Origin of the sequence: Isobaculum melis, from assembly GCF_900111355.1 — a bacterium.
GTDB lineage: Bacteria > Bacillota > Bacilli > Lactobacillales > Carnobacteriaceae > Isobaculum > Isobaculum melis.
In genome coordinates this window covers 1-21234 of the sequence record NZ_FOHA01000003.1, presented here as the reverse complement: position 1 = coordinate 21234, position 21234 = coordinate 1, and the positions used below count along the sequence as shown (strand labels likewise).

At 36.0% G+C, this 21234-nt stretch carries 23 protein-coding genes; 1 reads left to right on the top strand and 22 read right to left on the bottom strand.

Annotated elements, in window-relative coordinates; genetic code table 11:
• Nucleotides 1-105 precede the first annotated feature (105 nt).
• The 16 genes from BMW29_RS03565 to hrcA all read right to left on the bottom strand — a co-directional run bounded on the left by BMW29_RS03565 (nucleotide 106) and on the right by hrcA (nucleotide 15587).
• On the bottom strand, nucleotides 106-1227 hold the full coding sequence (locus tag BMW29_RS03565; RefSeq protein WP_092650413.1) for a hypothetical protein: 1122 nt from the start codon (nucleotides 1225-1227) through the stop codon (nucleotides 106-108).
• 204 nt (nucleotides 1228-1431) lie between these two features.
• Nucleotides 1432-2199: a DNA repair protein RecO gene (gene recO, locus BMW29_RS03560; protein WP_092650411.1), complete on the bottom strand. Its 768-nt coding sequence runs from the start codon at nucleotides 2197-2199 to the stop codon at nucleotides 1432-1434.
• 148 nt (nucleotides 2200-2347) lie between these two features.
• Nucleotides 2348-3253 carry a GTPase Era gene (era, locus tag BMW29_RS03555; protein WP_092650409.1) on the bottom strand — a complete coding sequence of 302 codons (906 nt, stop codon included), beginning with the start codon at nucleotides 3251-3253 and terminating at the stop codon, nucleotides 2348-2350.
• Nucleotides 3246-3650 carry a cytidine deaminase gene (locus BMW29_RS03550; RefSeq protein ID WP_092650407.1) on the bottom strand — a complete coding sequence of 135 codons (405 nt, stop codon included), beginning with the start codon at nucleotides 3648-3650 and terminating at the stop codon, nucleotides 3246-3248. Before BMW29_RS03550 ends, era begins: the two co-directional genes overlap by 8 nt.
• 13 nt (nucleotides 3651-3663) lie before the next feature.
• Nucleotides 3664-4059: a diacylglycerol kinase family protein gene (locus BMW29_RS03545; RefSeq protein WP_092650405.1), complete on the bottom strand. Its 396-nt coding sequence runs from the start codon at nucleotides 4057-4059 to the stop codon at nucleotides 3664-3666.
• Nucleotides 4037-4513 (bottom strand): rRNA maturation RNase YbeY, encoded by a 477-nt coding sequence (ybeY, locus tag BMW29_RS03540; RefSeq protein WP_092650403.1) that lies wholly within the window; start codon nucleotides 4511-4513, stop codon nucleotides 4037-4039. Before ybeY ends, BMW29_RS03545 begins: the two co-directional genes overlap by 23 nt.
• Nucleotides 4514-4527: 14 nt before the next feature.
• The gene (locus tag BMW29_RS03535; RefSeq protein ID WP_092650401.1) at nucleotides 4528-6705 is read right to left on the bottom strand and encodes an HD family phosphohydrolase; all 2178 of its coding nucleotides are present in this window, start codon (nucleotides 6703-6705) and stop codon (nucleotides 4528-4530) included.
• Between the two features lie 20 nt (nucleotides 6706-6725).
• On the bottom strand, nucleotides 6726-7673 hold the full coding sequence (locus BMW29_RS03530) for a PhoH family protein (protein ID WP_281241497.1): 948 nt from the start codon (nucleotides 7671-7673) through the stop codon (nucleotides 6726-6728).
• Between the two features lie 280 nt (nucleotides 7674-7953).
• Nucleotides 7954-8400, bottom strand: coding sequence for a GatB/YqeY domain-containing protein (locus tag BMW29_RS03525; protein ID WP_092650397.1), 447 nt, complete (start codon nucleotides 8398-8400; stop codon nucleotides 7954-7956).
• Between the two features lie 23 nt (nucleotides 8401-8423).
• Nucleotides 8424-8600: a 30S ribosomal protein S21 gene (gene rpsU, locus BMW29_RS03520; protein ID WP_092650395.1), complete on the bottom strand. Its 177-nt coding sequence runs from the start codon at nucleotides 8598-8600 to the stop codon at nucleotides 8424-8426.
• Between the two features lie 222 nt (nucleotides 8601-8822).
• A complete protein-coding gene (locus BMW29_RS03515) occupies nucleotides 8823-9584 on the bottom strand; it encodes a 16S rRNA (uracil(1498)-N(3))-methyltransferase (protein ID WP_092650393.1) in 762 nt (253 codons plus the stop codon).
• Between the two features lie 3 nt (nucleotides 9585-9587).
• Nucleotides 9588-10535, bottom strand: coding sequence for a 50S ribosomal protein L11 methyltransferase (gene prmA, locus BMW29_RS03510; RefSeq protein ID WP_092650391.1), 948 nt, complete (start codon nucleotides 10533-10535; stop codon nucleotides 9588-9590).
• Between the two features lie 190 nt (nucleotides 10536-10725).
• The gene (gene dnaJ / locus BMW29_RS03505; RefSeq protein WP_092650389.1) at nucleotides 10726-11907 is read right to left on the bottom strand and encodes a molecular chaperone DnaJ; all 1182 of its coding nucleotides are present in this window, start codon (nucleotides 11905-11907) and stop codon (nucleotides 10726-10728) included.
• A 147-nt stretch (nucleotides 11908-12054) separates the two neighbouring features.
• Nucleotides 12055-13887, bottom strand: coding sequence for a molecular chaperone DnaK (gene dnaK / locus BMW29_RS03500; RefSeq protein ID WP_092650387.1), 1833 nt, complete (start codon nucleotides 13885-13887; stop codon nucleotides 12055-12057).
• Between the two features lie 65 nt (nucleotides 13888-13952).
• A complete protein-coding gene (gene grpE / locus BMW29_RS03495; RefSeq protein WP_092650385.1) occupies nucleotides 13953-14525 on the bottom strand; it encodes a nucleotide exchange factor GrpE in 573 nt (190 codons plus the stop codon).
• 21 nt (nucleotides 14526-14546) lie between these two features.
• A complete protein-coding gene (gene hrcA / locus BMW29_RS03490; RefSeq protein WP_092650383.1) occupies nucleotides 14547-15587 on the bottom strand; it encodes a heat-inducible transcriptional repressor HrcA in 1041 nt (346 codons plus the stop codon).
• A gap of 225 nt (nucleotides 15588-15812) precedes the next feature.
• On the opposite strand from hrcA, the gene BMW29_RS03485 reads away from it, so the two are divergent.
• Nucleotides 15813-16262 (top strand): 2-thiouracil desulfurase family protein, encoded by a 450-nt coding sequence (locus tag BMW29_RS03485; protein ID WP_177165663.1) that lies wholly within the window; start codon nucleotides 15813-15815, stop codon nucleotides 16260-16262.
• Between the two features lie 92 nt (nucleotides 16263-16354).
• Here the strand turns inward: BMW29_RS03485 and BMW29_RS03480 are convergent, their stop codons facing one another.
• From BMW29_RS03480 to BMW29_RS03455, 6 genes are read right to left on the bottom strand one after another with little or no spacing between them, the layout of a single operon-like run.
• Entirely contained in the window at nucleotides 16355-16672 is a 318-nt protein-coding gene (locus BMW29_RS03480) for a hypothetical protein (protein ID WP_092650379.1), read from the bottom strand.
• Between the two features lie 38 nt (nucleotides 16673-16710).
• A complete protein-coding gene (locus BMW29_RS03475; protein ID WP_092650377.1) occupies nucleotides 16711-17622 on the bottom strand; it encodes a metal ABC transporter permease in 912 nt (303 codons plus the stop codon).
• Nucleotides 17619-18539, bottom strand: a complete 921-nt coding sequence (locus BMW29_RS03470; RefSeq protein WP_092650375.1) for a metal ABC transporter permease — start codon at nucleotides 18537-18539, stop codon at nucleotides 17619-17621. Before BMW29_RS03470 ends, BMW29_RS03475 begins: the two co-directional genes overlap by 4 nt.
• A complete protein-coding gene (locus BMW29_RS03465) occupies nucleotides 18536-19294 on the bottom strand; it encodes a metal ABC transporter ATP-binding protein (RefSeq protein ID WP_218139635.1) in 759 nt (252 codons plus the stop codon). The genes BMW29_RS03470 and BMW29_RS03465 overlap by 4 nt, the downstream gene beginning before the upstream one ends.
• 12 nt (nucleotides 19295-19306) lie before the next feature.
• The gene (locus tag BMW29_RS03460; protein WP_092650371.1) at nucleotides 19307-20236 is read right to left on the bottom strand and encodes a metal ABC transporter solute-binding protein, Zn/Mn family; all 930 of its coding nucleotides are present in this window, start codon (nucleotides 20234-20236) and stop codon (nucleotides 19307-19309) included.
• A gap of 15 nt (nucleotides 20237-20251) precedes the next feature.
• Complete coding sequence (locus BMW29_RS03455; protein ID WP_092650369.1) at nucleotides 20252-20905, bottom strand: metal-dependent transcriptional regulator; 654 nt, start codon at nucleotides 20903-20905, stop codon at nucleotides 20252-20254.
• Nucleotides 20906-21234 lie beyond the last annotated feature (329 nt).

The window sequence follows — 21234 nt, the reverse complement described above, 5'->3', positions numbered from 1 at the left end:
ATATATACTTATATCATTCGTCTGATTGACTTCTCAATATCGTTTATTATCTATCATTTTTTAAAGAAGAGCACCTATTATAGGGTACTCTTCTTCATAATAAAATTATTTTTTATTTTTACGACTCTTAAAAAATGCTGCACCTGATAAGCCCATTAAACCTAAACCGCCTAAGCTAGGAATCACACCTAGATTTACATTTGTTTTAGCTAAGTTCGTTGGTTTTGATGCATTTTCTGGAGTAGCTGTTGTTGTGTTCTCTAATTCTTTTGTACCAGCTGGTGTATTATCAAAATTAAAGTTAAATACATAATCTGACGTTGTATTTAAGATATCGTTAATCAATGATACAGTGTAAGTACCATATGTTGTATCAAAGTTATTTAATTTTGTTTCACCAGTTTCAACATTAGTCGTTCTTACAGTATATTGATCTGTCCCAATACTCCAAGCTTCTAATTTAATTTTACCATCTTGAGTTGTTAAAATAGATGGATTTGCTTCAGTAGAAGTTGATTTAATTGTGTAAGTTACTTCCTCAACAGTGGTTTTAACCATTGTTGGATTCGCAACAACTACAGGAACTTCAATCGATACTGATTTTGGTGTTGAACGTGTGATAACTTGTTCTGTTAATGTAATGGTCGTCTTTTGCGTTGCACTCACAATTGAAGTATCAACTGGTGTTGCTGTGATGTCACCATCTACTGCATTTCCTTCTGCATCTACAAATGTAAAGTCAGCTACATTAATCTGTCCGTCACTACCCACATGAACTTTAGGGAAGTTACTTGCAGTAATTGCTTTTCCGTTGTATAAAACACTTTTTACAGTTTCAATTGGTGAAACTGGTGCAGCTGGTTTTTCACGAGTTAATGTGAATTCGTATTGCTCTCCATCATGTTCAAAAGAAACGGTAAAAGGAACACCATATTCCACTAATTCATGTGAAGCACTGATATCGATGTCGTTTGTGCCTTCACCAAACACTCGATAATCAAATTTACCTGATCCATTGAAGTTATCTTTATAACCAATGACAATGTTTTTTTCTGCTACTAAAACTTCAGTTGCATCCGGATCCCAAAGAGTGGCACGTGTACTTGCTTGCTCCTCAGCAGCTTGAACCGCTGTGTGTCCTGCTAATAATGGGCTGACAAATGTTGTTACCCCAACGCCTAAAATTAGTGCGCTTTTTAAAAACTTCTTAGCTAAATCATTTTTCATATGTAACTATTCCTCCTAGAACAATTTTGTATCTTTATTGATACAAAATTAATTATATAATTATATAGTTTAAAAAAGCAATAACGCTTAATTTTTGTTTACATAAAATGTGAACATTTTGTGACACCAATCAAAAGGATTTCATTATTTATCAATGATTGACTCGTTTCTTAAAAAGATAAAAAAAAAGAAAAATGATCGCAGTCAAATTTCTTTAAAAAAGTTAGTATTTTCCATTTTATCAATAAAACTTTTACTCTTTAAATGAATACCTACCATTTCAGTATAAATCAAATCAAGAATTTTCCTTATTTCTTGTTTGGTTTCTTTCTTCACTGATATCTGACCAATTTTATCAATATCAACTGCAGAAAAAAGTCGTAGTAAGTAGACAGCTCTTTCAGATGCATGCATCCGATAAGGGTCTTTATCCCAATGTTTTTCACAGAGAATCCCCTGATATCGCATTGAAAAATCAAAGTGTCCAGTTGTATCATTACAGACCGCACAGCCCATCATTGCTGGTGCAACACCAAAGTATGGCAGCAGCTGCATTTCAAAGATATTGACTAAAATTTCAGGATCTTCCCCATCATCCATACGTTCTAATACACGTTCTATTCGGTGATACAGCTTGCCATCAACAACTCCGTCCTCTAAAGCAGCATCCGCTAATCCTAAAATATAGGTAGCATAAGCATTTAAAAAGATGTTTTGTTGAATCGTCTGGTAGTAGTGGATTTCCTTGGCATCTCTTAAAAAGCAGAGGCCTGTTTTCTTGATATCAGCAATATACGTAGCTTTAGTAAATGATAAGATAGCAGGGGCAATTCGGCTTCTAGGTTTTCTTGTTCCAGCTACAAAGAACATTCTTTTCCCTGCATTTGCAGTAAAAATCTTTACTAAACGATCACTTTCTCTATAATCTCTTACCGATAATATGATGCCTTCAACTTGCTCTAATTGCGCCACCCGCTCACCTCCAATTAACTATATTATTATTGTTGTTTTGCAATAAACAAACACTTATCATTGCTTTTAAAGGTTGGTTTATTCATCAAAAACAGCCCTACCTATTACCTAATAACAAAAAGCTAAGGCATTACGCCTTAACTTCAATTTAATAATCATCCTTACGATAACCAAAATCTTGTAGAGAGCTTTGTTTATCACGCCAGTCTTTTTTAACTTTGATCCATAATTCTAAATAGACTTTATTACCTAGCATCAGTTCAATATCTCTTCTAGCCATTGAACCAATTTTTTTCAACATACTACCAGATTTGCCAATAATAATGCCTTTCTGCGAAGAACGTTCAACAATAATGGTCGCCTGTACTTGAATTTTATCATGTTCATTTTTTTTCATACTTTCTACAACAACTGCTACAGAATGTGGAATTTCTTCTCTTGTTAACTTTAAGACTTTTTCTCTGATTAATTCAGAAACAATGAAATACTCAGGATGATCTGTTACTTGATCATCAGGATAAAACTTGGGACCTTCTGGAATATAGCCCACCACTTGTTCTAATAAAGTTTCAACATTGTTTCCATTTAAGGCTGAAATTGGCACAACTGCAGTAAAATCTAGTTCTTTGCTATAATCTGTAATAATTTCAAATAACGCATCTGGGTGAATTTCATCTATTTTATTAATGATAAGGAAAACAGGTGTTTTGGTATGTTTTAGCTTCTCAATGACAAAGTTATCTCCTGGCCCTCGCTTCTCACTTGCATTAACCATAAATAAAATCGCATCTACTTCTCTTAAGCTACTCAACGCAGAATCTACCATAAAATCGCCTAAACGGTGCTTGGGTTTATGAATTCCTGGGGTATCAATGAAAACAATTTGTGCTTCATCCGTTGTATAAATCCCTTGAATTTTATTACGTGTTGTTTGGGCCTTATCACTCATAATGGCAATTTTTTGTCCAATAACACGATTTAATAGTGTTGATTTTCCAACATTTGGTCTTCCTACAATTGCAACAAAACCTGATTTAAAAGGTTGTTTAGTCATATTTTTTTAAGTCCTCCGGTGTAAAGGCGCCTGGCAATAACTCACTCACTGTGGTTTCTTGATAGGCTCCTTTTAGATTTACTAGTCTCACAGGCATATCTGGTGCACAAAATTCCGCAATCACTTGACGACAAGCACCGCATGGAGAGATTGGGCCTTCTGTATCTCCTGAAACAACTAGGTATTTAAACTGTCTTTCTCCTTCTGAAACAGCTTTAAAAATCGCTGTACGTTCTGCACAATTTGCTAATCCATATGATGCATTTTCAATATTACAGCCTAAATAAACTGTATCATTTTCTGTTACAAGCGCTGCTCCTACTGGAAAATTTGAATAAGGAACATAAGCATTTTCTCTTGCAACAATTGCCTGTTCAACCAACTTTTCTATCTTCATCATATTTTCTCCTTTAAAATAGCTCAATTAATTTAGGTAAAAAAACGATACAACCAATTAGTAATGAAAACGAAGCAGCAATTAACACTGCGGCAGCTGCCATATCCTTGGCTTTTTTAGCAATTGGATGATAAGAACAGCCTGTTACTAAATCAACAATATTTTCGACTACTGTATTTAAGACTTCAATAATAATGACAAGGAAGCAGCAGAACAAAATCATAAACCATTCTACAGTAGATACGTGAAAAAGCCAACACAGCACTAATGAGAGCACTGCACTTAATAAATGTGAACGCATATTGCGCTCCTCTTTAAAAACAGTGACAATGCCTCTAAATGCATGCTTCAGTGAAGCGATAAAACTTTTATTTTTCCCTACTTGCTTATCTTTTAAGTCCATAGGCATCCAATATCTCTTTCTGCAGACCAAACATTTTTTTCTCATCTTGTTCATCCATATGATCATAGCCATTTAAATGTAAGAAGCCATGAATGGCTAAAAATCCTAATTCTCGATCAAAGGAATGACCATATTCTTTTGCTTGGCTTGCGGTTTTTTCTATAGAAATAATGATATCTCCAATATTGACAGGCATTGGCTCATCGAGTAGTCCATAAGAAATCTGCATCTCACCTTCTACTTCATCTTCTAAGGCAAAACTAATGACATCCGTTTCAACATCCTTATGACGATAGGTGCGATTAATTTCTTGTATTCTTTCATTATTCACAAAAGTCACAGACATCTCTGTATCCTCAGCTAAGCCAAGATGTCCGCCTGCAAAATCTAATAAGGTTTGCACCATTTTAATTTGTTCTTCAGATAATTGATTGGTTTCATCAAATAAATCTAGTTCCATTTCTTGCCATCCCTTTACTCATTATTTTTTTCTAATTTAGGGTATTTAATTCTTGAATGGAAAGTACCATTTAAACCATTAATAATTGAAACAGCAATTTTATCAAGCTCTTTTAATGTAATATCTGATTCATTAAATTGACCATCTGCTACTCTACTTTTAATAATCCCATAAACTAAGTTTTCTATTTCTTCTAAGCTTGGATGTGACATTGCTCTTGCAGCAGCTTCGGCGCTATCCGCAATATTGATGACCACTGCTTCTTTCGTTTGAGGTTTTGGTCCTGGATAACGGAATTCTTCTTCTGTAACAGCATCATTTTGCTCTTTTGCTTTAATATAGAAAAAACGCATTAAGGTTGTCCCATGATGTTGGGCACAAATATCAATAATCGTTTGAGGTAAGCCTTCCTCAGTTAAAATTCTGACCCCTTCTGAAACATGGGATAAAATCATATCACGACTTTGTTCTGGTGTTAGCTGTTCATGAGGAGAAACCATGCCACTTGGTAAGTTTTCTACAAAGAACATGGGATTCATCAGCTTTCCTACATCATGATAATAGCAAGCAACCCTTGCGAAAACAGAATCTCCACCAATTTCCTGTACGGCATTGGCACTTAAATTCGCTACCATAATACTGTGGTGATAGGTTCCTGGTGCTTCGGTTAGAATTCTTTTTAGTAAAGGCTGATTTGGATTGGATAATTCTGTCATTTTTAAGACAGCATTTGGTTCAAAAGCTAAGTCAATAAATGGCATAATCGCTAAGGCCATTACAAAGGACATGAGGCCACCAACCACTCCATAAATCAGTAAAAATAAGACATCTGTCGTTAATAAATTGGTATTTTGATAAAAATTAATCATCAACATAAAGCCTAAATTAAAGGCTGCCAACCAGATTCCCATAAATAAAAGTTGTTTATTAACACGTGTTTTAGCAACAATAGCGCCTATCATCCCACTTAAGGCATAATAGAGTGCCATCACAACACCAAAGCCACTTCCAGTATCAGACATAAAGATAAATAGTGAATAAGCTGCTAAAAAGCCATTACTAATAATACCATATCGTCTTGAAATAAAGAGTGTGAGTAATAATGGTGTCATGGCTGCTGGATAAATCATCGAAACATTGCTTGCACCAGAGCTTTGAATCAGCTCGAGTGATTTCATGACAATAGCAGATAAAACGACTAAAACACCATAAAGTGTCATATCTCTACCTTCGCTAAGCGAAGAACGTTTCTTTTGAATGGTATCAAAAACTAAAATAATCGCTTGCATCACTAGTAAAATAATCAAGCCATAAGCTGGTTGATAAGACATTTTTTTATCTAATAGACCAACTAATTCAATTTGTCGATACGTATTATTATCCACAATATGACCTTCTTGAACAAGGACTTGACCTTGTAAAATCATTGTTGGTTGTACTTTATTTTTGGCTTCTGCTCGAGAAACTTCTGTGGCATCTTCATCTAATACATTATTTGGAATAATGCCATTATCAATTAATAAGTTTGCTACTTTTTGATTTTGAACAGACAAATCACTAAAATCTAATTTATCTTTAGCTTTTTGCTTTTCTTTTGTTAGTTCATCCTCAGAAATTTGTGACTTCATGGCTTCATTAATAATATCAATACTTGTCGCTTTGATATTTTTTAAAGTTGTCGCATCACTATCAAAGAGCTGAATTAAACTCCAGTCAGGTAAATTAGATCCAAAAGTACTGGCAACGTTGGTATTGGTTGCTAATTTTTCTTTCAGACTTGCTGCTTTCTCTTTAGAAGTCGGTTTTGCCGGCATGGTGGTTTCACCATTTTTTTCTGCTTCTTTGATTTTTTCTTGATACAGCTTTTCAGATGCTGTATTGATTTCATCAATTGTCACAAATAGCACTTCGACTTTAGAGGTCTGTGACTTCACAAATTCTGGATAATAATGGAAAACAGGAGATACAGCTTCCGCTGCTAGTTTTCTTGCTTCCTCCGTTTTCTCTTTATCCTCAACTGTTGCTGTTGCGCGAATGGTTTCTTTTGCAACATGGTAAAGCTCTACATCTAAGGTTTTAGGCCGAACACTTGGATAGGCAATAAGAAAAAGCAAAAGTGAAAAGAGGAGCATCACAATGGGAGTATATAGCTTTCCTAATTTTTGTTGTATGCGTTCTAAAAAACGATTCATTTTTCCACCTCTTACTTTTATCAGGATTTACTTATGTTATCTTCATTAGCATAGGCTTCAATGATACTTGCTACAACAGGATGCCTTACAACATCACTTGCATCAAATTCAACAAAAGCAATATTTTTAATATTTTGCAAGGTTCGTTCTGCATGGACTAAGCCACTCATCGCACCTCTTTGTAAATCAATTTGTGTTTTATCTCCATTCACAATCATTTTTGAACCAAAGCCTAGTCTGGTTAAAAACATTTTCATTTGAGCAATGGTGGTGTTTTGTGCTTCATCTAAAATCACAAAAGCATTTTCTAATGTTCTACCACGCATATAAGCAAGTGGTGCAATTTCAATCACTCCACGATCCATTAGCCTTGTTGTATGCTCTGAACCAAAAACTTGATAGAGTGCATCATAGACAGGTCGTAAATAAGGGTCGACTTTTTCTTTTAAATCACCTGGTAAAAAGCCTAAGCTTTCACCTGCTTCAACTGCTGGTCTAGTCAAAATAATCTTTTGAACTTCACCTTTTTTTAAAGCGGCTACAGCCATCACAACGGCTAAGAACGTTTTACCTGTTCCTGCTGGGCCAATTCCAAAAACAATATCATTTTTACGAACAGCTTGCACATATTGTCTTTGCCCAAAGTTTTTGACGCGAATGGCTTTGCCTTCTTTATCTTTTGCAATTTCTTCATCATATAAATCAACAAAATACTCTAAAGTCCCTCGTTCAGACATTTTTATCGCACTCACAATGTCTGGTGCACTAATTTTAATCCCTTTTCGTAACAAAAGTTGTAATTGGCTAATCAGTTGTTTTACCTTGTGCACTTGTTCTTCCTCACCAATAATTTCCAATTGATCACCACGACTTCGAATAGCAACAGACATAGCTTCTTCTAATAAGGTTAAATGTTTATCTTGAGCACCAAATAAAGCTGCTGCTTCGTTTGCGTCTTGTAGGTGCATTTCTATAGTTATTTCTTGTTTCAAAAAATCACCACGACCTTCACTTTTTTTGTGCATTTATTCCATTAAATCATAGCATATTTTTCCTATAAAAAGAAGAGATGTTATCAAAGGAACATCTACTATTTCATTTTTTCTCTGCATCAAACACTTGTATGCTATTCTGATGTACCTACAATTTCGTTTTTTTGTTTGTTAAGTAAGGTTTATTTTTGATTATCCATCTATTTTAAAAAATAAAAAAGCACAGTCCTCTTTTTCAAAAGGTCTGTGCTTATTATTAAGAATTTAATAGTTCTCTCACAATTTTATTGACTTGATTGCCATCTGCTTTGCCTTTTGTTTGAGGCATTACAGCACCCATCACAGCGCCAATATCTTTCATACTAGATGCAGATACTTTTGCAATTGCTTGGGAAACTATTTCTTTAATCTCTTCTTCAGATAATTGAGCAGGTAAATATTTTTCCACAATTGCGATTTCTCCTTGAACCTTTTCAACCAAATCTTGACGATCTGCATTTAAAAATTCTGCAAGAGAATCACGTCTTTGCTTCATTTCACGGGATAAAATTGTGAGTTCTTCTTCAGAAGACAATTCTTTTCCAATATTAATTTGCTCATTTTGTAAAGCAGCCTTTAGCATACGAATAACAGAAAGAGTTTCTTTATCCTTAGCTTTCATGGCTGTTTTAATATCTTCATTTAGTGTAGTTAGAAGTGTCATTATCTTCACCTTCTAGTTGAAGCTTAGAAACGCTTACGTTTTCTAGCTGCCTCAGATTTTTTCTTACGTTTTACACTTGGTTTTTCATAAAACTCACGTTTACGTGATTCTTGTAAAGTACCAGATTTTGAAACGGTACGTTTGAAACGACGAAGAGCATCATCAAGAGATTCGTTTTTGCGAACGACTGTTTTCGACATATTAAATTCCCTCCCTCCGAGCTTTCATTGTAACCTTGTTTTTTAACAAAAAATATTGCTAAAAACAATTGTTCAACCATAATTATAGCTAAACAAAGTTTTTCAGTCAATAAGCAACTGTAAAAAAATGCAAATAGTTTGAAACTTTTTTTAGATTGCTCACATTTCTGTCAAAATTTCTGCTTTTTTATACGATTTCTTCTTCATTTTATTTGTTCTATTCTATTGTTTTAATTCTGTCACATATGAAATGGCTGATAGTACATAAAGAGGTGCTGTTTCAGTTCTTAAAATCCGTGGGCCTAAGCCACATAAAAGAAACCCAGCAGTCTCTAATTGTTCTATTTCTTTAGGCGCAAGTCCTCCTTCTGGGCCAAATACCACAAGGATTTTTTCTCCTGGTTTAACCTGCTGAAGCACTTTAGCAAACACAGCTTGTTCATTTTCTTTTGCAGACTCTTCATAAGCAACTAAGCAGTAATCATAGTCTGCTGCTTGTTGAGCAATTTCTTCAATTGAAGTTGCTAAAGGATAAATGGTTGGTACTTTTCTACGGTGAGATTGTTCGGCTGCTTCAAGTGCTATTTTTTGCAGACGCTCGATTTTTTTTGTTGCTTTTTTATGGTCCCATTTGGTAATGGAGAAGTGCCCTTGAAAAGGAATAAAGGCAGCTGCACCTAATTCGGTTATTTTTTGAACAACAAATTCTAGTTTATCTTGTTTGGGTAAGCCACTGGCAATGGTCACTTGAATAGGTAGTTCTTTTTCAGCAACTTCATCTGCTATCCACTTAAGGGAAACTTGCTCTTGGTTGATTGTGATAATTTCAGCGATGATACTGCGACCACTTGGAAAAACTAAATAGACTTGTGTGGCTTCTTTCATGCGCATCACACGATTCATATGGTGATGCTGCTCTCCTGTTATCACGATTTCTTGTAACTGATTTTCTGCTAGCTCTTTTTCTAAAAAATAACGTTGCACGTGTTAGTCCTCCACTACTTTTTTAGCAATGATTGCAATCCAATCACCCATTTGATGCACTTGGTCGATTTGAAAGCCTTGCGCAATTAAGGCAGCAAGAATCTCTGCTTTTTTATCAACAATAATCCCTGAGGTAACAAAATAACCATTTGGCTTTAACACACGCCATGCATCTGCAATGAGTTTTAAAATAATTTCAGCAAGGATATTGGCTACCACTACATCTGCTTCTAATGTAATCCCATTTAATAGATCATTAGCTGCTACAGATACATCTTGTGCAAATGCATTAAGATTCATATTTTCTTTTGCTGATCTGACAGCTACCTCGTCTAAATCATAGGCATAGACTTGTGCTGCATTTAAAGCTTTGCTAGCAATACTTAATACACCTGAACCAGTTCCTACATCAATGACTGTTTCCCCACCTGTAAGCACCATCTCTAAGGCCTGCAAGGATAATCTTGTGGTTGGGTGTGTCCCCGTTCCAAAGGCCATACCTGGATCTAGCTTAAGAATCCGCTCATCTTCATGTTTTTTTGTATAGTCTTCCCAGCTAGGTACAACGGTTAAAAAGCGAGAAACTTTAACAGGATGATAATATTTTTTCCAAGCTGTCGCCCAGCTACTTTCTGAAACTTCACTAATAGTTAACTCATTTTTTCCAATGTCTAAACCAAAAGTAGTTAAGGTCAAAATTCTTTGTTTCATTGCGGGTAAAATTTCTGGTAAAAAAATGGTTTCAGGAAAATAGGCTTTGATTGCCACACCTTCTGCTACATAATCAGCTGGGTCAATCTCCCAGATTTCGCCAAAGCCGTCGTCTGGTACATTCTCTAAGTCCATTTTATCTTCTATTGAAACCCCACTTGCTCCTGCTTCAATAAAGATATTGGAGACCGCCTCTACCGCCATCGAACTTGTTAATAGTTTTATTTCCATCCACTTCATCTTCTCAACGCCTCTTCCATTTTTTTCTATATCTATCTTAACATGGAATCCTTATCTGAAATAGTGTTTTTAGTTTGAAAGGTTTAAAATTCAATACACATAAAAAACATTGGAGAAAGAATTTTCTTCTTCCTCCAATGTTCATAGGTGACACTATCAATCCAATTTAACAAGGTGCCACTTTTATCTGTTATTTTTTCTTTTTACCTTTTTTACTACCATTATTGAAAGCATCTTTTACTTTGTTAAAAAGATTGCCATCACTCTGTTCTGTTACAGTGATGCCACTTGCTTTCGCAAAGCTACGTAAGCTTTCTTTTTGTGCTTCACTTAAGTTTTTAGGCGTAATCATTTGTACTTTGACATGTTGATCGCCCATTGCACTACTTCTTAATCTTGGTGCACCTTTTCCTTTTAAGCGGAAAGTCATCCCAGTTTGTGTACCTGCTGGAATCTTCAACTTCACTTTACCATGAACAGTTGGGACTTCTATTTCATCACCTAAAGCTGCTTGTACAAAGCTAATTGGCAATTCATAGAATATTTCTGAGCCATCACGGTCAAATAGATCACTTTCTTCTACTCTGAAAATGACATATAAATCACCATGTGGTCCGCCATTGATTCCGGCTTCTCCTTGTCCATTTAAGCGCATTTGTTGGCCGTCTTCTACACCAGCTGGCACGGTTACTTTGACGCTATGACTTTCTTTAACATGACCTGAGCCATGACAAGTTGGACATTTTTCTTTGATTTCTTTTCCTGTTCCATGACATACATCACAGGTTTGACGTGTCATCACACGACCTAGTGGTGTATTGCGTTCAACATTTAAAGAACCTGAGCCATGACATTTATGACAGGTTTCTGGATGGGTTCCTGGTTTTGCACCATCGCCACCACACGTACCACAAGTATCTTCACGATTATATTTAATGGTTGTCTCTTTACCAAAAATGGCTTCTTCAAACTTCATTTTCATTGTATATTGTAAATCATTTCCTTGTCTTGGTGCATTTGGATTCGCTGAGCGACCACCGCCACCACCAAAGAATGATTCAAAGATATCTTCAAAGCCGCCACCGAAACCGCCAAAACCTGATGAGCCGCCAAAGCCGCCACCACCGAAGCCTCCGCCGCCAAAGTTTGGATCTGTACTTGCATGACCATATTGATCATAACCAGCTTTTTTCTGTGGATCGCTTAAGACTTCATATGCTTCTGCAATTTCTTTAAATTTATCTTCTGCTCCAGCATCTTGGTTAATATCAGGATGATACTGTTTGGATAATTTACGATAGGCTTTTTTGATTTCGTCATCAGAGGCACTTTTTGAAACACCAAGCACTTCATAATAATCTCTTTTTGCCATTTATTTCCCTCCTGTTTGTTTCATATAAGATGCTCATTATGACATCAATGTTCGTTTTCTTTACCTTTCAAAGCATACCATATTCGAAAGAAAAAGCCAAAAGCATTTTCAGCTTTGGCTCCTCCTTTCAAGACGTCAAAAAGTTGCTTATTTTTCGTCGTCGTTAATTTCTTCAAAGTCAGCTTCCACAGTATCATCTGCACCGCTTTGAGCTGCCTCTGGATTTGCTTCTGCTTGCGCTTGTGCAGCTTGTTCATATAATTTAACTGTTAATGCTTGAACGATTTCATTCAATGCATCACGTTTTGTTTTCATGCCTTCGATGTCGTTAGCTTCAACTGCTGCTTTTAATTCATCACGCGCTGCTTCTGCTTTTTGAACTTCTTCAGCATCCACTTTACCTTCTAATTCACCTAATGTTTTGTCAACGCTGAACAATAATTGATCAACATCATTACGTAAATCAACTTCTTCTTTACGTGCTTTATCGGCATCCGCATTTGCTTCAGCATCTTTTACCATGCGTTCGATTTCTTCATCAGATAAACCTGAAGATGATTTAATGGTAATGGTTTGTTCTTTGTTTGTGCCTAAATCTTTTGCACGAACATTTACGATACCATTTTTATCAATATCAAATGATACTTCGATTTGAGGAACACCACGTGGTGCTGCTGGAATATCTGTTAATTGGAAACGACCTAAAGTTTTGTTATCTGCTGCCATTGGACGTTCACCTTGTAAGACGTGTACATCAACTGCTGGTTGGTTATCAGCTGCTGTTGAGAAGACTTGTGATTTAGTTGTTGGGATTGTTGTATTACGTTCAATTAATTGTGTAAATACGCCACCCATTGTTTCAATACCAAGTGATAATGGTGTGACATCAAGTAAAACGATATCTTTCACATCACCTGTGATAACGCCACCTTGGATTGCAGCACCCATTGCAACTACTTCATCTGGGTTTACTGATTTATTAGGTTCTTTACCAGTTTCTTTACGTACTGCTTCAACAACTGCTGGAATACGTGTTGATCCACCAACTAGGATGACTTGGTCAATATCAGATTGTGATAAACCAGCGTCTTTTAATGCTTGGCGAACTGGAATTTTTGTACGCTCTACTAAGTCTGATGTGATTTCATCAAATTTAGCTTTTGTTAAGTCCATTTGGAAGTGAATTGGACCTGCAGGACCTGCTGTAATAAATGGTAAGTTAATGTTTGCTGAAGCTGCACCTGAAAGTGTTTTTTTAGCATCTTCTGCTGCATCTTTCAAACGTTGTAAAGCCATTTTATCTTGTGATAAATCAATGGCATTTTGTTTTTTGAATTCAGAAACCATATAATCTACAATTTTATTATCGAAGTCATCTCCACCTAAGTGGTTATCTCCTGCTGTTGCTAATACATCAAATACGCCATCACCTAATTCAAGGATTGATACGTCAAATGTACCACCACCAAGGTCAAATACTAAGATTTTTTCATCTTGATCTGTTTTATCCATCCCATAAGCTAATGCTGCTGCAGTTGGTTCGTTAATGATACGTTCTACTTCTAATCCTGCAATTTTACCAGCGTCTTTTGTTGCTTGACGTTGTGCATCATTAAAGTAAGCTGGAACTGTAATCACTGCTTTTGATACAGTTTCGCCTAAATAATCTTCAGCATATCCTTTTAGATATTGTAAGATAATCGCTGAAATTTCTTGTGGTGTGTAGTCTTTTCCTTCAACATTTACTTTATAGCCAGTTTCGCCAATATGACGTTTAACTGAACTGATTGTGTTAGGGTTTGTTACTGCTTGGTTTTTTGCAATTTTCCCGACTTGACGTTCACCATCTTTAAATGCCACAACTGATGGTGTTGTATTGCTATCATCAGCACGGTTAGGGATAATTTTTGCTTCCCCACCTTCTAATACTGCTACTGCTGAGTTTGTTGTTCCTAAGTCAATTCCGATAATTTTACTCATTTTACATTACCTCTTTTTTAGTTTATTTTTTTTAATGCAAACAGAGTTTGCAGAGACATCTTTTTTTATTGTGCGACGACAACCATTGCATGGCGTAACACACGGTCTTTAATCGTATACCCTTTTTGGAATACTGAGACAACTGTGTCTTTTGCTTGATCTTCAGTTGCAGGCTGTGTTTGAACGGCCTGATGCAAATTAGGATCAAAAACTTCTCCTAATGAAGGAATTTCTTCAATGCCTTCTTTTTTAAGTGCTGCTAAGAAGCTTTCTAAGGTCATTTCAATCCCTTTTTTAAGGCTTTCACCCGCTTCATCACTGACTTCAATGGCTAAAGCACGCTCTAGGTTATCTAGCACTGGAAGTAATTCCATCGCTAGTGTTTGAGAACGATACTTTGCAGCATCTTCTCTATCTTGCTGGGTACGTTTACGAATATTCGCAACATCAGCTTGTAAACGAAGATAACGTTCTTCTGAGGCAGCAAGTGCTTCTTGTGCAACTTCCAATTCTGTTTTTTTAGTAGCTTCTTCTTTATTGTCCACTTCTTCTGCTGTTTCTACATCAGCCTCAGGTTGGATTTCTGCTACTACTTCTTCTTCATTTTGTGTTTCTTCATGTGTTTTTTTCTTTGACACAAGCGTTTCCTCCTTATGTTGCTATTCTTCTAAGAAGCGATAGTAATCGCTCACTTTATCCGCTAGCTCATTTCTAAATGTATCTACTAGTCCTAGCATTTTGGAATAAGGCATACTGGTCGGACCAAGTAGTGCAATCATTCCTTCACCATGTCCCACAACTTGATAGGTTGCAGTGATTAAACTAAAGTCAGAAAATAGGTCATTGTTTAATTCTTGTCCAATTTTCACATGAATCCCATCAGACTTTCTTGAAATCAATGTTCTTAAATTGTTTCCTTCATCCATTAGTGAATAAATGGATTTAAACTTTTCGATATCTTGAAATTCTGAAAAGTTTAACAGGTTCATTTTGCCACCGACATAAAATCGTTCTCTTATTGTATGTGTGATAATATTGCCAAACACATCAACAAAAAGATCTGAATCGGTATGGAGATGTCGTGCTAAAATTTGTGGTATTTCGACATTGATTTTCTTGAAAACCTCAGTTAATGGTAAGCCAATCAATTGGTCATTAAAGATTTTCACAATGGTTTCTAAATCTGCTAGCTTCATCCCAGGTGGAATCGTAAATGTCCGATTTTCAACATGGGCTTGATCGGTGACCAAAATGGCCATCGCTTGATGTTCACTTAATGGTACTAATCTAAAGCCAGTTAACTTATTCTCTTGCATTTTCGGTCCTAAAAGAATCGCTGTGTAGTTTGTTAGCTCTGATAAAATATTCGCTGATTGCGACACAATTTCGTCTAGCTCATGGTATCTAGGTCCAAATGCTGAACGAATTTTTGCAACCTCCTGGGCAGGCAACTGCTCAGGTGAAATCAAATAGTCTACATAGAAACGATAGCCTTTCACTGAAGGAATACGGCCTGATGAAGAATGGGTCTTTTCAATAAAACCTAACTCCTCAAGTCGGCTCATTTCATTTCGAATCGTAGCAGAACTAAAAGGCAGGCTTAACTCATTCATCAACGTCTTAGACCCAACAGGATGTCCTGTTTCAGTATAGAACCGAATGATTGATTCTAGAATCAATACTTGTCTTTCTGTTAACATCTGATCACCCCTTTTAGCACTTAACAACATCGAGTGCTAACATACTCATAAATTAACAAATATCTTAGGCTTTGTCAACGATTAAAGCTTAAAAAATAATAAAAAAAGTGAGAATCTTAAAAAAAAATCACGATTTGTAGCTTTTTTCACGATTTCTGCTACTTTCTTCATTATTTTTGTTATAATGATTCAAAGAAAAGCTAAAACGAAAATGAGGAGATTATCATGATTGGTGTTAGTGCCTGTTTGGCGGGATGTCCTTGTCGGTATGATGGACAAGCAAATACGGTTGAAGAAATAAAAAGATTGATTCAAAATGAACAAGCAGTCGCTTTTTGTCCAGAAGTGCTTGGAGGTCTTGCGACACCTCGTGAGCCTGCTGAGATTGTGGGCGGTTCTGCTGAGGATGTGTGGAATGGTTCAGCTAAAGTGCTGACAATTTCAGGTAAAGATGTGACAGAAGCATTTAAAAATGGTGCGCTGGCTACTTTAGCAGCCCTTAAAAAGCATGGGATTAAAACAGTGATTTTAAAAGCGAATAGTCCTTCTTGTGGGAGTGAGATGGTATATGATGGGACTTTTTCTGGGCATAAAATAATTGGTAATGGATTAACTGCTGCTTTATTGAAAAAACATCAGATTATCGTGACGGATGAATATCATTGGAATGCATGATTAAATCGTGTACACGACTAATGATAGCAGTGAATACTTTTCAAAAAACAGCAAAAATCCATATCAATTTTTGATATGGATTTTTGCTACTATTAGATTAAATGTTCTTCTATTAAATCAGTATAATATATAATCTCTTTATTTAATGATTTAGCAAATTCTATTTCACTTTTTGTACTATTTCCTATATAACTGTTTACATTGACAACGAATATCCCATCGGATAGCTTTATTTTCTCTTTGTGCATTTTTCCAAGTATCTTTAATTCTGCTTCAGAAAAAGCATCCTTGGCATGATTTGCTGGAATGATTGGAGTCAATACTACATGTCCTCTCAATTCCATTTCCACAGCTACTTTCATTATCTCATCTTTAAATGTTAAACTACCACAAACTGTCATAACCTTCATTTAAGCATCAGTCCTCATTTAGTATTGGATACATTTTCTTATAACAGGTTTTTTAATGCCTTTTCAAATTCTTTTTTCTGCATTTTACGACGTTTCATTCCTGTATATAGTCCTTTTTCTGGTGCGATAATAAAGACTAGCAAAAAGACCAAGCCAGTTACAACTGCCATCATTCCAGCAATCGAGACATCTGCTAGCATCGCTAATTGGAAGCCAACAATCCCATTGAAAGCACCAATTCCTGCACTAATGACCAACATTTTCTTTAAATGATTGGTTAACAGATAGGCTGTAATCGGTGGGCCTACCATAAAAGCAACGACTAAAATGGAGCCTACTGCTTCAAAAGCACCTACTGCTGTGACTGAAACCATTGTCATTAAGCCATAATGGATCAACACTGGTGAAAAGCCTAAAGCAGCAGCTAAAGCTGGATCAAAAGTGGCAATTTGTAATTCTTTGAAGAACACAATTACAGCTATGACTGCAATCAGTAAGATAATCCCCATCACATAAATGGCTTTCGCCCCAATATCTACTCCAAAAACAAGCAAGCGATCAAATGGTGCAAATGCTAATTCGCCAAGTAACACTGAATCTGTATCTAAGTGAACCGATCCTGCATAACGAGAAATCAGAATAATCGCAATGCTAAAAAGCAAGGGAAAAACAACACCAATTGAAGCATCTTTTCCCAAGAGCTTTGTTTGGTGTAATAATTCTGTTAACCAAACTGTAAAAACACCCATTAAGGCTGCCCCAAGAATTAAATAAGGAGAAGATAAATCCTCAGTAACAAAGAAAGCCATCACAATGCCTAATAAAATTGTGTGTGTAATGGCATCTGCCATCATTGCCATTCCTCTTAAGACTAAGAAAACACCAGGTAAAGCGCAGGCTACCGCAACAATCACGGCAATGATTTGAATTTCTAATGCTGGATTGTTCATGCAGCGCCCTCCTCTGTTTTTAACTTCTCTTTTAAATAATGCTTTTGTCTATTTCTTAAATAAAGTGTCCAAATCATCCCACGACCGGGTGCAAATAATAAACTAAATAAGACGATCATACTTAAAACCAAAACAATGGTTGGTCCTGTTGGCATTTTAGTGACTACTGAGCTGATTACTGTTCCTACGATACCTGAAACTGAGCCAAAAATAGCAGCTAAAAATACCATAATATTTAAACGATTGGTCCATTGTCTAGCTGCTACAGCAGGGCCAATTAATAAGGCACTCATTAATACAACGCCAACTGTTTGTAGCCCTAAGATAATGGTTAAGACAATCATTCCTGAGAGCAACAAATTAATTTTTTGTGTCGAAAAACCAATACTTTCAGCAAAAACTTCATCAAAGGCTAATAATTTAAATTCTTTCCAAAAAAGAAAAACTAACACTAACATCACACTACCAATGCCAATCATCCATTCGACATCTTGAATTAAGAGTGCGGAGGATTGCCCAAAGATAAAGTTTTTTAAGCCTGCTTGGTTCGCATTCGGTAGTTTTTGAATATATGTCAGCAAAACCAGACCTAAACCAAAGAAAATCGATAAAATAAAAGCTAATGCGTTATCATACTTAATGTTAGAATAATTGACAATTTTAATAATAAAAAATGTCCCAATTAAGCCAGAAATCAAGGCACCTAGCAATAAGACTTCTGAACTTTTAATGCCTGTTAGCATAAAAGCTAAACAGATTCCTGGCAAGGCAGCATGAGAAATCGCATCGCCTAACAAGCTTTGTTTTCTTAAAACAGCAAAACTCCCAATCACGCCACTTAGTAAACCTAATACACCAGATCCTAGTGCCACAATTTGCAAGGTATAATCAGAAAACAGCTGAATCAATGAGCTCATTCAACCAGCTCCTCTCTTACTTCATTTGCTTCTTTTTGATAAGTTTTTGCTAAATTTTCTTCTGTAAAAATAGTTTCTACTGGACCGCTTTCAATCACTTCACGATTAATAAGTGTCACATCATCAAAATAAGTGGGGACGGTTTGTAAATCATGATGGACCACCACAACCGTTTTTCCAGCTTTTTTTAAATCCTTTAACAAAGCCACAATTGTTTTTTCCGTTTGCGCATCTACTCCTTGAAAAGGTTCATCCATAAAGTAAATGTCTGGCTGTTGAACCAAGGCACGGGCTAAGAATACCCGCTGTTTTTGTCCACCAGATAATTGACTAATTTGACGATTTTCATAGGTTTCCATGCCCACACGTTTTAACATTTCTCTAGATAAAGCATAGTCCGCCTCTTTTGGTCGCTTCATCCAACCAAGGTGCCCATATCGCCCCATTAAAACCACATCTAAAACGGTTGCTGGAAAATCCCAGTCGACACTTCCGTTTTGAGGTACATAACCAATTAAGTTGCGCTCTTCTTTTTTAGATAAGTGCTCACCTAAGTCAAAAGTAATCTCTCCTGCTACTGGTTTTAATAGCTCCATAATCGCTTTAATTAAAGTGGATTTTCCTGCACCATTTGGTCCCACAATAGCCATTAAGTGGCCTCGTGGAATCGCTAAGTTGACATTCCATAAGACTGGCTGTAAGTCATATGCGACTGTTAAATGCTTGATTGTAACAACTGGATTCTCTTTCTTCAACCCAATTCCTCCTTATTTCAATGAATCGACAATAATATCGACATTTTTTTTGAATGTTTTAATATAGGTTTCATCCCCAGATTGCTTATCTCCTAATGAATCAGAGTAAAGCTCGCCACCAATTTCAATCGCTGCACCTTTTGCCTTAACAGCAGCTTGTAAGGCTTGAATGGTTTTTGGTGAGACAGAGGATTCTACAAAGATTGCTTTGACATGATGTTTCACAATAAAATTGGCCATTTCACTGACATCACCTGTCCCTGCTTCTGAAACTGTGCTAATGCCTTGGATACCTACTACTTTAAAATCATAGGCTTGTCCAAAGTATTCAAAGGCATCATGAGCCGTTACTAGAATCCTTTGATCCTCGGATAATTCAGCAACACGTTTTTCAATATAAATTTCTAATTCATCTAATTCAACTAAATAGTCTGTTAAATGCTGTTGATAGTCCGCTTCATTAGTAGGATCTTTTGCAATCAGTCCTTTTGTCACTTCTTTTGCAGCAGCTTTCCAATTCGCCACATCAAACCAAATATGTGGGTCATAGCTGACACCATCATCATCTGATACAATTAATCTGGATTCATCTAAGCCATTTTCAATCGCAATAACATCTTTTCCAACCTTATCTAAGGAAGCAAAAACATCTCCCATTTTACCCTCTAAATGTAAACCAGTGTAAACCACCATATCCGCTTCTTGCATTTTGATGACATCCCCTGCGCTGGCTTGATATAAGTGAGGATCGACACCTGTTCCCATTAACCCTTTGACAGAAACATGTTCGCCACCAATGGTTTGTACCAAATCGGTCAGCATAGTCGTTGTCGTCACGATATTTATTTTGTCATGATCCTGTGAGTCAGCAGTTTTTCCACTACAACCAATCGCTAGCAAGGACAACATCAAAACGGCTGCTATTAACCTTATTTTTTTCATGAAAGACCTCACTCCTTATGCTAATCGTTCAACAAATAAATGCTGCGCTGCTTTCTGACTAATATGCACGATTTCACAGTTCTCTTTTTGGATTTTAATCGGCCCTTCGTATGAGCCAATTGAAAGTAAGGTAAAGCTTTCGCCAATATGCATATCTAGTTCAATTAAATAATCCAGCAATTCTTTTTCATCCATGACTTTATAGAGACATGCTTTCTGACCAACTTCTAATGCAGATAAGGGGTAGGTCACTGTTTCATCCACAACTACTGTCCCTTTTGGAATCATATCTCCATGAGGACATTTTTCAGGAAAGCCTAGAAATGCATCTAAGCGTTCACTTAAAGTACTTGAAGTAACATGTTCAAGCAACTCAGCCTCTTCATGGACTTCGCTCCAAGAGTAGCCTAATTTTTCTACTAGAAATACTTCCCAAAGACGATGCTTGCGAATGAGAATAGAAGCTTCAGCGATGCCTGTTTCGGTTAATTGAACGCCTTGATAAGGGGTATAGGTAATATAGCCACCTTTTACAAGCTTTGTCATCATTTCACTAACCGATGCTGCGGAAACTTTTAGTCCTGAAACAATTTCTTTATTACTAACTTTTTTATAAGTGCCATTTAGTTCAAAGATCATTTTTAAATAGTCTTCTTTATTTGGTGTCATCTAAATAGATGCCTCCTTTTTCTGGAAAATATTTTTAGGTAAACCTAAAACTTATCTTTAATATAGCGAATCTTGTGGGGAAAAGCAATAGGAAAGATTAGTCGTTTAAATTTGATGTAATAATTTTTATAAGGATAATTTTGGAAGTTTTTTTATTTTGAGGATTTAATAAAAGTCTTTGTTTATTGAGTTATGATGGATGTGATTGGATAGTATGAATGATTATTTAGTTGTAATTTTTTATGAAGTTAATAATGTGAATGAGTATTTTAATGCTACAATTAATAAGATTATAGTATTCTTTTGATTTAGCTATCATGTAGAAAATA